This is a genomic window from Mangrovimonas futianensis, assembly GCF_021245805.1.
Classification (GTDB): domain Bacteria; phylum Bacteroidota; class Bacteroidia; order Flavobacteriales; family Flavobacteriaceae; genus Mangrovimonas; species Mangrovimonas futianensis.
In genome coordinates this window covers 465,076-481,701 of sequence record NZ_JAJJNF010000001.1, presented here as the reverse complement: position 1 = coordinate 481,701, position 16,626 = coordinate 465,076, and the positions used below count along the sequence as shown (strand labels likewise).

The 16,626-nt window shown below is 37.4% G+C and carries 14 protein-coding genes; 13 read left to right on the top strand and 1 reads right to left on the bottom strand.

Annotated features, from left to right (window positions below):
- Positions 1–229: 229 nt before the first annotated feature.
- Positions 230–1,240 carry a LacI family DNA-binding transcriptional regulator gene (locus tag LOK78_RS02110; protein WP_232633348.1) on the bottom strand — a complete coding sequence of 337 codons (1,011 nt, stop codon included), beginning with the start codon at positions 1,238–1,240 and terminating at the stop codon, positions 230–232.
- A 301-nt stretch (positions 1,241–1,541) separates the two neighbouring features.
- Here LOK78_RS02110 and LOK78_RS02105 point away from each other — a divergent pair, with 301 nt between their 5' ends.
- The 13 genes from LOK78_RS02105 (at position 1,542) to LOK78_RS02045 (ending at position 16,562) form a co-directional block, all read left to right on the top strand.
- Positions 1,542–2,978: a glycoside hydrolase family 28 protein gene (locus LOK78_RS02105; protein ID WP_166957890.1), complete on the top strand. Its 1,437-nt coding sequence runs from the start codon at positions 1,542–1,544 to the stop codon at positions 2,976–2,978.
- 105 nt (positions 2,979–3,083) lie between these two features.
- Positions 3,084–3,992, top strand: coding sequence for an alpha/beta hydrolase (locus LOK78_RS02100; RefSeq protein WP_232633347.1), 909 nt, complete (start codon positions 3,084–3,086; stop codon positions 3,990–3,992).
- A 5-nt stretch (positions 3,993–3,997) separates the two neighbouring features.
- The gene (locus LOK78_RS02095; protein ID WP_232633346.1) at positions 3,998–5,014 is read left to right on the top strand and encodes a DUF4861 family protein; all 1,017 of its coding nucleotides are present in this window, start codon (positions 3,998–4,000) and stop codon (positions 5,012–5,014) included.
- Positions 5,014–5,439, top strand: coding sequence for a cupin domain-containing protein (locus tag LOK78_RS02090; RefSeq protein WP_232394120.1), 426 nt, complete (start codon positions 5,014–5,016; stop codon positions 5,437–5,439). Before LOK78_RS02095 ends, LOK78_RS02090 begins: the two co-directional genes overlap by 1 nt.
- 1 nt (position 5,440) lies before the next feature.
- Positions 5,441–6,670, top strand: a complete 1,230-nt coding sequence (locus tag LOK78_RS02085) for a glycoside hydrolase family 88/105 protein (RefSeq protein WP_232633345.1) — start codon at positions 5,441–5,443, stop codon at positions 6,668–6,670.
- Positions 6,671–6,679: 9 nt separating this feature from the next.
- Entirely contained in the window at positions 6,680–7,723 is a 1,044-nt protein-coding gene (locus tag LOK78_RS02080; protein WP_232633344.1) for a Gfo/Idh/MocA family oxidoreductase, read from the top strand.
- Positions 7,720–9,330 (top strand): glycoside hydrolase family 43 protein, encoded by a 1,611-nt coding sequence (locus tag LOK78_RS02075; protein ID WP_232633343.1) that lies wholly within the window; start codon positions 7,720–7,722, stop codon positions 9,328–9,330. The genes LOK78_RS02080 and LOK78_RS02075 overlap by 4 nt, the downstream gene beginning before the upstream one ends.
- 74 nt (positions 9,331–9,404) lie before the next feature.
- Positions 9,405–10,529 (top strand): sialidase family protein, encoded by a 1,125-nt coding sequence (locus LOK78_RS02070; protein ID WP_232633342.1) that lies wholly within the window; start codon positions 9,405–9,407, stop codon positions 10,527–10,529.
- Positions 10,530–10,549: 20 nt separating this feature from the next.
- Positions 10,550–12,568, top strand: coding sequence for a pectate lyase (gene pelA, locus LOK78_RS02065; RefSeq protein WP_232633341.1), 2,019 nt, complete (start codon positions 10,550–10,552; stop codon positions 12,566–12,568).
- The gene (locus LOK78_RS02060; protein ID WP_255673731.1) at positions 12,555–13,349 is read left to right on the top strand and encodes a rhamnogalacturonan acetylesterase; all 795 of its coding nucleotides are present in this window, start codon (positions 12,555–12,557) and stop codon (positions 13,347–13,349) included. Before pelA ends, LOK78_RS02060 begins: the two co-directional genes overlap by 14 nt.
- 40 nt (positions 13,350–13,389) lie before the next feature.
- On the top strand, positions 13,390–14,274 hold the full coding sequence (locus LOK78_RS02055; RefSeq protein ID WP_232633340.1) for an alpha/beta hydrolase: 885 nt from the start codon (positions 13,390–13,392) through the stop codon (positions 14,272–14,274).
- Positions 14,271–15,626, top strand: coding sequence for a glycoside hydrolase family 28 protein (locus LOK78_RS02050; RefSeq protein ID WP_232633339.1), 1,356 nt, complete (start codon positions 14,271–14,273; stop codon positions 15,624–15,626). The genes LOK78_RS02055 and LOK78_RS02050 overlap by 4 nt, the downstream gene beginning before the upstream one ends.
- A 291-nt stretch (positions 15,627–15,917) precedes the next feature.
- Positions 15,918–16,562 (top strand): hypothetical protein, encoded by a 645-nt coding sequence (locus LOK78_RS02045; RefSeq protein WP_232633338.1) that lies wholly within the window; start codon positions 15,918–15,920, stop codon positions 16,560–16,562.
- Positions 16,563–16,626: the final 64 nt, after the last annotated feature.

Here is a 16,626-nt window from a genome sequence, read left to right as displayed (position 1 = left end):
TTGAATATCGCAATTTTAATAACTTTAAATGAAGAATTAACAAAAGTAATTCGATGCCTGTTGTAAAGGTGTTAAATAAGAATTAGTTGTGTTAGTGGAAAGCAATGAAGGGAGGTTTAATAGGGCGAATGATTATACGCAATAAGTATATAAATTATCGTAAGTGACTAAATTAAAACCGAGGTGCCCCTAAATAGGATTGAAAAATAATTCTTGTTTCTAAGTTTTATTAACTCTTGGAGGAGTCCCTCACGATAAGTTCTGGATCCAAAACAACCTTTTTTTCAATCTTCACTTTTGAGGCATTTTTTATTTGCTCCAGAAATACTTTAGCGGTCATTCTGCCCATTTCCAAAGGGAATTGGTTGACCGTACTAATAGTGGATTCCATGAATTTTGTAAATGGTTCATTACTGAAGCCTACCACCGCAAAGTCTTGAGGGACGTTATAGCCTAATCTTTTTAATTCTTGGATGGCGCCTAAGGCAACAAAATCACTTGATGACACAAGTGCATTAGGTTTGGGGTCGAGATTGATTAGGCTTTGGATGGCCATGGCTCCATTCTGCAGGCTACTTTTTGTTTCAATGATGTATGATTCATTGACTTCTAGGCCTGCATCAAGTAGTGCTTGTTTGTAACCTGAAAAACGATCTTTATAGATAAGAAGGGAGCGGTCTCCTCCAACATGGGCTATTCGTTTATATCCCATGTCAATGAGGTGTTTAGTTGCTTTGTAGCCTCCTTCAAAGTCATTGATGGTAACTGAGCTAACTCCGTCCATTTGCAACTTTCTATCAAAAAAGATAAGGGGAACATTTTTATCTAAGACCTTTTTGAAGGGTTTGGTTTCGGTATATGAAGTTGAAATTAAAATACCATCTACTTGGGCATTTAATAAGGTTTCAATATTGGCAGATTCCCTTTCCGTGCTCTCGTGAGTTTGGCAAATGATTACGTGGTATCCATGAGGGTTCAATTCTTCTTCAATCCCTCTAATGACTGAGCCGAAAAAATTACTATCTACTCTTGGAACCACAACTCCTACATTATGGCTTCGTCCTCTTTTTAAGGCCAAAGCCAATTTGTTTTGCTCGTAATTCATTTTAGATGCAGTTTCCAAGACGAGGGCTCTTGTAGCTTCACTAATTTTTGGATTGTTATTTAAGGCTCTTGACACTGTGGCAGCCGTAATGTTTAGCTCTTTGGCTATATCATAAATCGTAGTCTTTTTCGCCATTGAATTAGAAAATATTAGTGAAGAAATGGGTCGACAAATATAATTATTTTTTCTTTTCAGAAATCTTGTTATCGATTACAATATAAAATAAATATCCTTTTGATAATTGTAAATTACAACAAAATAGGGTTTTAAAAATCCTAATATAGAATAAAAATACGGTGTTTTTTTTCAATAACGCAATAAAAGATAGAGCTTTTTGCATATTTACTTGGAAAGTATTTTGAAATTTTTTAGGTTTGGTAATCGATTGCATTTTTGCTTTTCGATAAGTTTTTGAATTCATTTTATATTGTTCTTTATGAGGGTAAGAAATTTTTTAGGGTTACTTTTTTTAATGCTGGTTTCTGTTTTGGGATGTTCTGATAAAAAGGAGTCGGTCGTTTTTAATCCATGGAGTGATATGAAGGCGGTCTTGGAAACTATAAAGGCACCAGAATTTAAGAATGAAGTATATAATATAATGGACTATGGAGCAAAGGGAGATAGTGTTTTCGACAACACAAAAATTATTGATTCGGTAATTCGCCTTTGTTCTTCAACTGGAGGGGGCAAGGTGGTGATACCGGAAGGTAAATTTTTCACAGGCCCTATTCATCTTCAAGACAATGTCAATTTACATCTTGATAAGGATGCTGAAATTTTATTTAAAACCGATCCTAAGGCTTATTTGCCATTAGTACATACCTCTTATGAAGGAATAGAATTGATGAATTACTCGCCATTGGTGTATGCTTACAAAAAAACAAATGTGGCTATAACAGGTTCTGGAGTTTTAAATGGGCAAGCGAATGAAACCAATTGGTGGCCATGGTGTAAAAAGGATGTTTATGGTTGGAAAGAAGGGGAACCTTCTCAAAGAGATAGTTTGAATTTGCCAAGATTGATGGAGATGGGGCAGGCAGGTGTACCTCTTAAAGATAGAGTTTTTGGAGATGGGCATTATTTGAGGCCTACATTTATTGAGCCCTTTGAATGTAAAAATGTGTTGATTGAAGGGGTGAAAATCGTGAATGCTCCTTTTTGGGTTATACACCCTATCAAATCTGAAAATGTGATTGTCGATGGTGTTACTGTTGAAAGTCATGGGCCTAATAATGATGGTTGCGATCCAGAATACTCCAAAAATGTGTGGATAAAGAATTGCACATTTAATACGGGTGATGATTGTATTGCTATTAAAGCAGGTCGTGATAATGAAGGTAGGCGAGTAGGAATGAAAAGCGAAAACATCATTGTTCAGAATTGTAAAATGATTGATGGACACGGTGGTGTGGTAATTGGAAGTGAAATGTCAGCAGGTGTATCCAATGTTTATGTTGAAAACTGTGAAATGGATAGTCCAAATTTGGATAGAGCTATTCGAATTAAAACCAATTCCAGAAGAGGTGGTGTAGTTGATGGAGTTTATGTCAGGAATTTAAATGTCGGACAAGTTAAAGAAGCCGTTTTGAGAGTCAATTTATTTTATGGCATTTATGCTGGACAGGAAGGTGAATTCATACCAGAGGTGAAGAACATTCTTTTAGAAAATGTCAAAGTAAAGAATGGTGGTAAATATGGAATTCTAGCCAAAGGTTATGCTGAATCACCTATTTCCAATATTACATTTAAAGATGTTGTTATAGATCAGGTCGAAGAACCTTTTTCTATGGAGTCTGTGGAAAATCTGAAATTAATAAATACAAAAATTAATGGTGAACTTATGGAATCTCCAATTGAGTCCGCCAAACCTTGAAGTTGAATTTTTAGCAATTGAGTTTACTATAAATTAGTTTGAATTGAAATGTTGTTTTTTAAATAAGCCTGATAGCTGTCAGGCTTATTTTTTAGATGAAATGGTATGAAAGTGAAATTTCCAATCATATGTTTGATAATGTTGTTGACTTCCTATGGAATGGCTTTTCAGCAAATTAAAAAGGATACATCCTATACTGTAGCCTCTACCTACAAGAAATTGGTTAAAAAGCATCCAGATATCAAAGAGGTGGCAATACCTGAAGCACCTAATTTGAAAATTCAGAAAAATTTGGTTTATGGAACCATAGGTGACCGAAAGTTGCATTTAGATCGTTATGAGAATACATCTGTATCCAATACCCCTGCTATTATTTTGGTTCACGGTGGAGGTTGGAAATCGGGAGATAAAAAATTGATGGCGCCTTTAGCAGCCCACTTAGCTTTAAAAGGATACCAATGTTTTGCCGTGGAATATCGTCTATCAGATGAAGCTAAATACCCGGCAGCTATAGATGATGTTACAGAAGCACTTCGTTTTATTAGAAAACATGCTAAAGAATATCAAATTAATAAAGACAATATAGTCGTTTTAGGAGCTTCGGCTGGGGCTCAAATAGCCACTTTGGTAGGTTATTTGGAAGCTGATTTAGTTCGAGCTGTTGTGAATATTGATGGCGTGCTAGCTTTTAGGCATCCAGAATCATCAGAAGGAGATATGGCAGCCTTTTGGTTGGGAGGTGTTTATGAAGAGGCTCAAGAAAATTGGGAAAATGCTTCCCCTATTAACCATGTTTCCAAAAATTCCCCGCCTATTTTGTTTATCAGTAGTTCGTTTCCCAGATTCCATGCTGGAAGGGACGATATGACTAAAAAATTAGATAACTATAATATTTTTAGTGATCATTATACATTGCCAGGGAGTCCTCATTCTTTCTGGTTGTTTCACCCATGGTTTGAGAAGACTTTAAACCATATTAGTGTATTTTTAGATAAGACATTAAAGAAAAATTAAACCCTATGAAAAAACGAAATTATATTGTTGTAATATGTCTTGGAGCTTTGTTCTTGGCTTGTAAAAATGAAAAGAAAGAAACTCCTGATGAAGATGTTGTAGTAGAACAGGCGGAAAAGTCTATCCCTAAAACCTATGCCGAAATTGCCATTGCACAAGGAGGTGAATGGGTGGATGGGCCGAGAGGCCATAAGGAATATGCCAATGGCACCTCTTTTAAAAATGTTGATAATCTTAAAGTTCCAGAACAACATACTGATCACTCGTGGTACATTCGATATGAAGGTCCAGGTTGGGAGAGTAACAAAGTAGGGTATAGATTGTATTTAGATTGGCGAAATGCTATTGATATTTTTGGTAAAAAAACCGATACCATGGTTTTGGCCCAAGTGGGGCAAGATGGATTTGATTCCTATCATGAGCCAGAACCCTGGGGGCAAGATATACTTAAGGTTGGCAAAGGTTTGGGAGTAGGTTCCCTAGGTAGATTAGTCAATAATGAAGTGCAGCATTTCCAAGAAGTCGATTCAACCTTTGCTTCCGTAGAAAATTCTGATGCCTTATCTACTGTTCATGTCAATTACTTTGGATGGAAAACAGGTGATGAAAGTATTGATTTGAAATCTACCTTGAGTATTCAGCCAGATAAAAGATATACTAAGCACACCATTAAACCTTCTAAAGCAGTAAATGGTATTGTAACAGGAATTATCAATCACGAAGTGGACTATTTGGAAAAACTAAGTGATAACAAAAAATGGGGATATATTGCTACTTATGGCGAACAAACTTTGGTGCCCGATAAATTAGGGATGGCGGTTTTTTATGAGGTCGCAACTACTGCGGAAGTCAAAAAAGGAGAGTTTGATTATTTGGTAGAATTTAAACCAACAACAGAACCTATTTCCTTTTACTTTTTAGGTGCTTGGGAACAGGAATCCGATGGTATCAAAAACAAAGAAGAGTTTGAGGCCTATTTAGATGGGTTGTTGGCAGAATTGAATTCTAATAATAAGATGTAATGAAAAGGAGTGTCCAAATTTTTCTTGTTGGATGTCTATCCTTAGGAATCCAGTTCTTGTGTGCCCAAGAAAAACAATGGACTATTGAAGACTGTGTCAATACTTTTTCACAAGAGGAAGCGGTTCCTACCAAAGTTGGATATCAATATTGGTTTGCCGACAAGGATTTTTTGGATGGACGAACCATAAAAATGAGTGTGGTTTCTCCTGGAAAATCAACCCATGCACCTCACAAACATGCTGAAGATGAATTCTTTTATGTTTTGGAAGGGACAGCTAAATTCTATTTAAATGGAAAAGAACAAGTCGTTGGACCTAATACAAGTTTATACTGTCCGTCAAATAGCATGCATGGTATTAGTAATGCTGGTGAAACAGAATTGAAATATTTGGTTATCAAAAAGTATGATAAAAAGCAAAATTAAGATGATGAATAAACTATCGGTAGCAATTGTTTTAACCCTTGGTCTTTTCTTAAGTTGTAAGGACCAAAAAAAGCAAGTTGAAACAAAGGAATCTTTATCTGAACAAATCGTGGCTGATACCTTGAAGTGGTCAGAACGAATGGCGCTTTCAGAGATTGAACGTTTTCCAGATCCTACCTTACTCGATTTTAGAGAAAAACCTAGATGGAGTTATACCAATGGCTTGGTATTGCAGGCCATGTCTAGAGTTTATGAGCAAACTCACAATCAAAAACTCTATGACTATATCTATGATTATGGAAATAGAATGATTCATGAAGATGGCTCAATTGAAACCTATAAGATATCAAACTACAACTTGGATATGATTAAGTCCGGAGATGCCATTTATTATCTCTATCAAAACAAACAAGAACCTAGATTTAAACAAGCCATGGATACCCTTCATAAACAATTAGAAGGACAGCCTACAACTTCTGAAGGCGGATATTGGCACAAAAAAGTTTATCCATTTCAAATGTGGTTGGATGGTGTTTATATGGCAGAACCATTTCATACCAAATATGCCAAAACCTTTATGAGTCCTGAAGAAGCCAAAAAGGTTTACGATAAAATAATGCTTCAGTTTGATTTAATTGAAAAGCACAGCCGGGATTCTGAAACTGGTTTGTACTATCATGGATGGGATGAAAGTAAAGAACAAAAATGGGCGAATAAAGAAACCGGTTTATCGCAACATTTCTGGTCACGAGGTATGGGGTGGTATGGAATGGCCATGGTAGACGTTTTGGATGTTTTACCAGAAGATTATGAAGGTAGAGACCGTTTGCTTACTTACCTAAATCAATACGCAGAAGCCATAGTGAAGTATCAAGATGAAAGTGGGGCATGGTATCAAGTGCTAAATCTCCCAGATAGAGAAGGAAACTACCTGGAAGCTACCGGAACTTCTATGTTTACTTATACTTTGGCAAAAGGAGTTAATAAGGGGTATCTTCCTGAATCTTTTAAAGCATATGCCGACAAAGGTTTTCAAGGAATTCTGGATACTTTTATTACAGTTGAAGATTCAGGTGTGGTTAATCTAAATCAATGTTGTTCAGTAGCTGGTTTGGGTGGTAACCCTTATCGTGATGGAACTTTTGAATATTATATTGGAGAGAAAATAAGATCTAATGACCCAAAAGGGACCGGCCCATTTATCATGGCCGCTTTAGAATTGGGTAAATAGTAACAAATCATGGCTTCCATTAATACTGCTTTATGTTCTTTTGGAATGAGTGGACTTGTGTTTCACGCACCATTTATTGAAGAACATCCCGATTTTAATTTATATGGGGTCTTGGAGCGATCAAAAAATTTGGCAGAAGAAACCTATCCAGGCATCAAAACTTTTCGAACTTTAGAGGAACTTCTAGCTGATGAGAAGGTTGACTTGGTAGTTGTAAATACACCCAACATCACCCATTTTGAATTCACCAAAAAAGCCATTTTGGCGGGGAAGCATGTGGTTGTTGAAAAACCATTTACTGTCACCTCTAAAGAAGCTGAAGTGTTAATGGCATTGGCGAAAGAACATCAAGTATTACTTTCGGTCTTTCATAATAGACGATGGGATAGTGATTTTTTAACCGTAAAGAAAGTTCTTGAACAAGAAGTTTTAGGAGATATAGTTGAGGCCGAATTTCATTATGACCGTTTTGAGCCTGCCTTGAGTTATAAGGTGCATAAAGAGACCCCGACCGAAGGAGTGGGAAGCTTGTACGATCTCGGCTCCCATATTATCGATCAGGCGATTCAACTTTTCGGGATGCCAAAAAGTGTGTTTGCTACTTTGGATGGTTTCCGAGAGCACTCGAAAGTGGTTGATTATTTTGATGTCAAACTGTATTATCCACATCATTACGTGACTTTAAAATCAAGCTATTTTGTTAGAGAGCCTTTGCCAGCCTATAGTGTTCATGGAACCAAGGGGTCTTTTTTGAAATCGAAGGCCGATATACAAGAAGCTGCACTTCAAAAGGGTGTCAAACCAAATACCGAATACTGGGGTGTGGAGCCTGAAAAAGAGCAAGGTTGGCTGCATTATATGAAGAATGGTCAATCCATTAAAACTCATCAAGCGACCGAAATAGGCAATTATATGGCTTATTATGACCAAATCTCAAAAGCCATAAAAAATCAGGAAAACCTTCCTGTAACAGCAGAAGAAGCTTCCTTGGTTATAAAAATTATTGAGGCTGCTCTTAGGAGTCATCAAGAAAAACGTATCATAGATTTATGAAAAAAATAGTTGTTCTAGCAAGTTTATTTATAATAGGGAATTTATATTCCCAAACAAAGAATGTGTCACAGGTTTGGGTTTCCGATAATGGCGATGGAACTTATACCAATCCTATTTTGCACGCCGATTATTCCGATCCCGATGTGGTGCGTGTGGGAGATGATTATTATATGACGGCTTCGTCGTTTACCTGTACTCCGGGTTTACCCATTCTTCATTCCAAGGATTTGGTGAATTGGGATTTGGTGAATTATGCACTTCCTAAACAAGTGCCATTGGATGTATTTGACAAACCCCAACATGGTAAAGGCGTGTGGGCACCATGTATTAGATATCACAATGGGGAGTATTATATTTATTATCCAGATCCCGATTTTGGAATTTATATGATTAAAACCAAAGACCCAAAAGCTGCTTGGTCTGAACCTGTTTTGGTTAAAGGAGGTCGCGGACTCATTGACCCTACCCCGCTATGGGATGATGATGGTCAGGTTTATTTGGCTTATGCTTTTGCAGGAAGTCGCGCTGGAATTAAAAGCCTTTTGGTTATCGCTTCTATGAACGATGAAGGAACCAAAACCAATGATGATGAAGTGATGATTATTGATGGCCATGATGGAGAAGATACCATTGAGGGGCCTAAATTTTATAAACGAAATGGCTATTACTACATTTTTGCACCCGCAGGAGGGGTAGCTACCGGTTGGCAAACCATTTTAAGGTCAAAATCCGTATTCGGACCTTATGAGAAGAAGAAAGTTCTACATCAAGGAGCAACAGACATTAATGGTCCGCATCAAGGAGCTTGGGTAGAAACCCAAACTGGAGAGGATTGGTTTATCCATTTTCAAGATAAAGGGGCTTACGGACGTATTGTACACATGCAACCCATGCATTGGGAAAAGGACTGGCCAGTAATGGGAGTCAATCAATCCAAGGATGGTGTTGGGGAGCCTGTAACTACGTATAAAAAGCCCAATGTAGGTAAGACATATAACATTGTTACACCGCCAGATTCAGATGAATTTAACACACCAAAAGTAGGGTTGCAATGGCAGTGGCAGGCAAATAACCAGGTGTATTGGGGATTTCCAACATCGATGGGACATTTTACCATGTATTGTAGACCCCTTTCTGAAGAGGCCAACAATATCCATGAGGTGCCCAATTTATTATTACAAAAATTCCCGGCGGAAACTTTTACAGCTACTTCAAAAGTGACTTTTAATGCACGTCACGATGGCGAAAAAGTTGGTTTCCTGGTTATGGGGTTGGATTACAGTTATCTTCAAATGAAACAGGAGAATGGAGACTTATTTCTGTCTCAGGTAACTTGCATGGATGCTGATAAAGGGACTAAGGAGAGAACTGGTGAAAAAGTAAAATTGAAGACGAATACCATATATCTGCAGGTGCGAGTGAGTGAAGGAGGTCACTGTGATTTTTATTACAGTTTAAATAATAAAAAGTTTACAAAACTTGGAGAAACGTTTACGGCTAGAGAAGGTAAATGGATAGGAGCCAAGGTAGGTTTCATGGCATTGCGTGAGGGCATTATTAATGACTCGGGGAGTCTAGATATTGACTGGATTCGATTTACAAAATAATGAAGGAGTCACACCGTATTATATATAGCATAACAATTTGTTTAGTTTGTCTTCTCTTGTTTCAAAGTTGTCAAATGCATAAACCAAAAGAGCTTGCATTTACCGTGAAGGAGGATTTGTTTGACTCTTTAAAGGTGGCTGATTTAGGATTGAATTATCCCAAAGAAATTGAAACTTTTACAGTGTTTAAACCATCAGATAGCTCAGATCACTTCAGCAATGGAGCCGTGATGACTGCATTCAAAGGGTATTTGTACTGTCAATGGCAAAGTTCCCAAACGGGTGAAGATTCCGAAGATACGTGGGTGGCCTATAGTAGAAGTTTAGATGGAAAAACATGGACTGAACCTATGGTCCTTCAAGAATCCCAAGACGAAGGTTACAGTACATCTGGAGGCTGGTGGAAACACGGAGATACCTTGATAGCCTATTTTAATTATTGGCCATCTAAGTTGACTCCAGAAGGAGGATATGCCTATTATAAAACTAGTTTGGATGGGATTCATTGGTCTGAGGGAGAGCCCGTTTTGATGAGCGATGGAGAACCTATTCAAGGAATTTTTGAGCAAGATCCGTTTGCTTTAGAAAATGGTCGTATTATCAATGCAGCTCACTTTCAACCTGGATTAAATGCTTCTCCCATTTATACAGATGATGCTTCTGGTGTTGGTGGTTGGAAGCGCAGTGAGTTTACAAATAATGCAATTAAAAATGATGTTTCTAGAGAAATTGAGCCTAGTGCCTTTGTACAAGAAGACGGCACCTTGGTCATGATGTTTAGAGATCAGTTTAGTTCTTTTTATTCTATGGCATCCTTCAGTGATGATTCTGGAGAAACTTGGTCTCAGCCAGAATTAACGATTATGCCGGATTCGCGCTCAAAACAGAGTGCAGGGAATTTACCTAACGGTACAGCCTATTTGGTGAATAATCCTGTTCGTTCCAAAGTGCGCATGCCTTTAGTAATCACTTTGAGCAAAAATGGAAAGCATTTTGATACAGCTTTTTTATTGCGAAAGGGAGAAGGTGTTATTCAGCCCCTACGTTATCAAGGAAAATACAAGCGCTTGGGATATCATTATCCCAAATCTATGGTACATGAAGGATTTCTTTATGTGTCCTATTCAGTCAATAAAGAAGAAGTGGAATTTACCAGGGTTCCTATTGGGAGTTTGGAAATGATTGAAAGCCGCAATTAGCTTAACTTTAAAAACAGAACATGAAAGTGAAATTCACAAAATATATATGGCTTTTAATATTTGGTTTTATGGGTGTTTCAAGCTTGATGGCTCAAGTACATGATCGCTTATGGAAACAGGTTATTTACCAAAAGGAAGTTTCTTGGTTTGCCACCAATGAAGCCAAACAGGTTGCTGAAAATGTATTGCTTTATCAAAGGGATATAGGTGGGTGGCCTAAAAATGTACCCATGCATTTAACGCTTTCCAATGCAGAAAAGAAGGAATTGGAAGCCTTAAAATCTACCGGTTTGGAAGCCACCACGGATAATGGAGCAACAACCCAAGAGATGTTGTTCCTCTCTAAGATGTATGCTCAGACTGCTGATGAGCGTTATAAGAAGAGCTTTTTGCAGGGATTGGGTTATATTTTGGAAGCGCAGTATGAGAATGGGGGGTGGCCACAATTTTATCCCTTAAAAAAAGGGTATTATTCACATATTACCTATAATGACGACTCCATGGTTCATATCATGAATTTGTTATTGGAATTACGAAATAACTCCGATTATTACTCTATTAAACCTTCAAAAGAACAATTGGAAAGGGTAAATGAAGCCTTTAAGAAGGGTATTGATTGTATTCTCAACACGCAATACAAACAAAATGGGATTCTTACAGGTTGGTGTGCCCAACATGATGCGGTGACTTTGGAACCTGCCAAAGCGAGAGCCTATGAATTACCTTCTTTGAGTGGCGCTGAGTCTGTGGGAATTGTAAAGCTATTAATGTCAGTTGAAAATCCTTCCATAGAAGTTATTAACGCAGTAAACAGTGCAGTCACTTGGTTTGAAAACAATAAAGTTTTGGGACTTCGCCAAGAACGAACCTATGATGCCAATGGCCGGGTAGTTGATAAAGTCATGATTGCTGATAAGGATGCTCCACCATTATGGGGACGTTTTATGGAGTTGGATGACAATACACCTTTTTTCTGCGATCGGGATGGTGTTAAAAAATATAAGCTTTCAGAAATTGGTGCTGAAAGAAGAAATGGTTATCGATGGTATACAGATGCGCCTTCAATGGTATTGGAAGTTTACCCAAATTGGAAAAAGAAATATGTGTTTTCCAAATCTAAAGGAACTCAAAGTTCACATGAGATAGTAGTTTCAAAGGATGGTACTGGAGATTATACAAGCATTCAAGAGGCTATAAACAATACCAAGGCATTTCCTTATGATCGACTAACAATTTTTATCAAAAATGGAGTGTACAAGGAAAAAATTAAGGTACATGAGTGGAACACCAACTTATCAATTATTGGAGAAAGTAAGGAAGGTACCATTATTACCTATGATGATTATTTTAATAAAATAGGTCTTGGTAGAAATAGCACTTTTTATACTTATACGCTTTTGGTGGAAGCCAATAATGTAGTGCTTAAAAACTTGACTATTGAAAATTCTTCAGGCGAAGTAGGACAAGCCGTGGCTTTATCTGTTTTTTCTGATGAGGTAGCTGTTATCAATTGCAAACTTTTAGGAAATCAGGATACCCTTTATGCTTCTGGCAAAGGGAAACAATATTATAAGGATTGTTATATAGAGGGTACCACAGACTTTATCTTTGGAAGTGCCACCGCCTATTTTGAAAATTGTCAAATTCATAGCAAAAAGAATTCTTATGTGACTGCAGCTTCCACGCCTCAAGAATCAGAATTTGGATATGTTTTTAAAGACTGTAAGTTAACTGCCGACGCCGGAGTTACAGAGGTTTATTTAGGCAGGCCTTGGCGAATTTATGCGCAAACCGTATTCATCAATTGCACATTGGGAAGCCATATTTTACCAGAAGGTTGGCACAATTGGTCCAAACCAGAAGCGGAGCAAACAGCTTTTTATGGGGAATATAGCAACTCAGGAAAAGGATTTGCACCTAAAAAGCGTGTGCAATGGTCACATCAATTAACAAGTAAGGAAGCAGAACAATATACATTAAAACATGTTTTGGGGAACGGACTCCCCAACGACAAAAAAGAATGGTATGAAATATTATAATTATAAATGGAGCTTATTATTGGTGTTGATACTTTTTATAGCATGTAAACAAGAGCAAGTTCCTGAACCAGTTTTAACTGAGGAAATCCAAGAAACGGTATCCATTCACACCATAGGTGACTCCACCATGGCCGATAAAGTGAATCCGGAAGAAAACCCTGAAAGGGGTTGGTGTCAGTTACTGCCCATTTTCTTGAATGACAAAGCGGTTGTGAAAAACCACGCGGTGAATGGGCGGAGTACTCGAAGCTTTATCCAACAAAAACGCTGGGATTCAGTATATTCCAAATTAAATAGAGGTGATTACGTTTTTATCCAATTTGGCCATAACGACCAGAAGGAAAATGATTCACTACGATATACAAATCCGCATACCGCTTATAGATATAATTTAATCAAATTTGTTCAAGAGGCAAGAGAAAAGGGAGCTCATCCGGTATTGTTTTCTTCCATAGTAAGACGTAATTTTAATGAAGATGGCACCTTGGTCGATACCCATGGAGATTATCCCATGGAAGTAAGATTAGTTGCCCAAGAATTTGAGGTGCCATTTATCGACTTGCAATATGCCACCGAACAGATGGAAGAACGTTATGGGGTTGAAGCATCCAAAAAATTACATTTATATTATGCGCCAAACGAAATCGCTTATTATCCAGAAGGAAAAGAGGACGATACCCATTTATCAATTGAAGGAGCAACAGAGGTTGCAAGATTGGCAGTGGCGGAATTAAAAAATAAGGTTCCAGAGTTTACTAATTTTATAAAAGAAGAGGAGTAAGATGTTTAGACGAATTTCTATATTGTTTTTTATGATATTTATGAATCTTGTGAATAGTCAAACCGAAGAGGTTAATTTATGGGCTCAGGAAGTCCCAAATTCCATAGAAGATAACAACTATCAAGAAACTTATGATTTTGAAGACACGGTGAAGACGAAAACTTTTAAAGTATCTACGCCCACCCTTCAAATTTTTAAACCAGCGCAGGCAAATGGTACTTCTGTTATCATTTTTCCAGGAGGTGGATATGAGTATTTATCTAGTGAGAAAGAAGGAGTGAAAATAGCCCATTGGCTTAATGACTTGGGAGTCACCGCTATCATTTTAAATTACCGATTACCTTCAGATGCGATTATGACTGATAGACGAATTGGCCCCTTACAAGATGCTCAGGAGGCTGTAAGGTATGTGAGAAAGCATGCCGCTGATTTGGGTATAGACGAAAAAAGGATCGGGATAATAGGTTTTTCAGCCGGGGGACATCTGGCTTCTACTTTGTCCACACAATATGATAGAGAGGTTTATAAACATGATAATGTAAGCGCTAGACCAGATTTTTCTATTTTAATATATCCGGTTATTTCAATGAAGGATGGTATTACCCATGCCGGATCTAAATCGAGATTGATAGGTGCCAATGCTTCAGCAGTGGATGTGGAGCAATATTCAAATGAGCTACAAGTAACTGCCAACACGCCCATGACTTTTTTAGTACACGCCACCGATGATGGTTCTGTGCCTGTTGAAAACAGTATCAATTACTATATGGCGCTAAGAAAGCATCGCATTTCAGCTGAGATGCATGTGTATAAGGATGGTGGTCATGGATTTGGATTGGGCAGGGAAGGAACGCACACAAGTTGGCCAAAGCAATGTGAAGCCTGGATGAAAGCAAACCATTTATTGGATACAAAATCTTTATGAAGGCATTCAAGTCATTTGTGTTTGTTTTTTGGATTGGCATGATTAATTTATGCTATTCACAAACAAATGTGCAGGATTCTGTGATTGTCAATATAGAAAAGCAGATTAAACTGCCTCAAACTCCAAATTATCAAATTAATGTATTGGATTTCGGCGCTAAGGGAGATGGAAAGTTTAATAACAAAAAAGCCTTTGATAAGGCCATGGCTTATCTATCTAAACATGGCGGAGGTATGTTAGTTGTTCCGAAGGGAAACTTCAAGGTAAATGGGCCCATTCATTTTGTGAGTCATGTGAATCTTCATTTGGAAGAGGGTTCAAAAATTACTTTTGGAGACAATCCGAAAGATTATCCCAATGTTTTGACTAGTTGGGAAGGCACCATGTTATACAATCACAGTCCCTTCATTTATGGAATAGATCTAACAGATGTCAGTATTACTGGAAAAGGAACCATAGATGGAGATGGCGGCAGTGTTTGGGCAACTTGGAAGTCTAAGGAAGGCGATGGAAAGGATTTGAGCCGAAAGATGAACCATGAAGAACAGTCGCTTGAGGCACGTGTTTTTGGTGAGGGTTTTTATTTAAGACCGCAATTGATTCAATTTGTCTCATCCAAAAATATATTAATTGAAGGGATAACCATTGAGGATGCTCCTTTTTGGTGTGTCCATATACTGAAAAGCAGCAGCATCACCCTTAGAGATTTAAAATACAATGCACATAACAAAAATAATGATGGTATTGATATAGAGCACTCCAAATTAGTACTTATAGAAAAGGTGAGCTTTGATAATGGTGACGATAATATTGCTATTAAGGCAGGAAGGGATCATGATGGTAGGAATGCCAATATGCCCTCTAAGCAAATTATAGTAAGAGATTGCACATTCAAAGGACTTCATGCCTTGGTGATTGGTAGTGAAATGTCTTCTGGCGTGGAAGATGTTTATGCCTATAACTGTAAAGCGAGTGGTTATTTAAAAAGAGGCATTTATATCAAAACCAATTCCGATCGTGGTGGATATATAAGAAACATCCATTTCAATCAGTTGGATTTTCAAGATGTAGAGGATGCTATTTACATTACCTCCAATTACCATGGGGAAGGAAGCGGATTGTTTCCTTCGGAAATTTCCAATCTTTATTTTTCCAATTTAAGTTTTACCAAAGCCTCTAATACAGCTATTGTTGTGGAGGGGTACCCAGAAAAACCTGTTGAAAACATCTATTTTGATTTTGTTGAGGTGGGTTCTTCGAAAAACGGAATGACCGTTTCAAAAAGTAAGAACGTTCAAGTGAACGAAGTGGTGATTGGTGAAAAGCAAACGGTGCCTAGTGCCGTGAATTGATTTTTGCCATTTCTGCCACATGCTTCCGTTCTGTCTTGTTCTTTCCATGATGCCTTTGTCATACACTATCCATACTTTATCCATGGCATATCCGTAGGGTTGACCCGTCCTTGACCCGTCCTAAAATAGCTATACAGGTTATTGAATAAATCCTGATACCATTTACAGTGTTTCTATAATGACTTGCCCAAGTTTGGTGGTGATTGAGGGATTTTTTGTTACTTTCCAATGTGAATTAAAAAGGAAGGTACGAGCAAGATGCTCGCGCCAGCTATGAAACTAAAGTTAAGTATGAATACAGATCACCAAGGTATTTTGAGTAGGAAGATTCTTTTCTTTCTGCTCTTTCTTGGTTTGACATTTTCATGTCATAATCTTGAAAAGAAAACCAATATTTCAAAAAAAACAGATTACTTAAATCAAGTAAAGGATATTTTAATTGAGAAATCAAATTATAAAATTTATTTAGACAGTAGCGAAGTTTTTTACGATGCGTTTCCACCTGAATTTTGGTATTATTCAAATAATAGGGATGGTCATAATTCTAATCCTACAAGTTATGGTATCAAAATAAAAGACTCCGTTTTAAAAGAAATTGATCTAACCTATGATGATTATGATAAATTGATGGATGCAAGAAGGAAAAATTGGGTAGATAAGAAACTTTTATTAGAGGAGTATGATAGCATTAAAACGATATATGTATTTTCTCATATGACAGATCACTTTTTTTTCCTTCATTATTTAAGGTTGATTGAACCTGAGAAAAGGCAACGGAAATTTGATTTAAAACGCCCTTATAGTTATCAATATCTTTTGAAAAATAAATTGCTGAATGTTGCTATTTTTGAATCTTTTGTAGTCATTCTTGATGACAATCAGCAGGTTAAGAGTATCTATTTAGATGAAGGTGGTGTTGGAGAATGCTTTTTGTAATGGAAGTAATGTACAGGTAAGAGTAAGATGTTCTTCCCATCAGAAAGGGCGGTTTTTCCCTCCA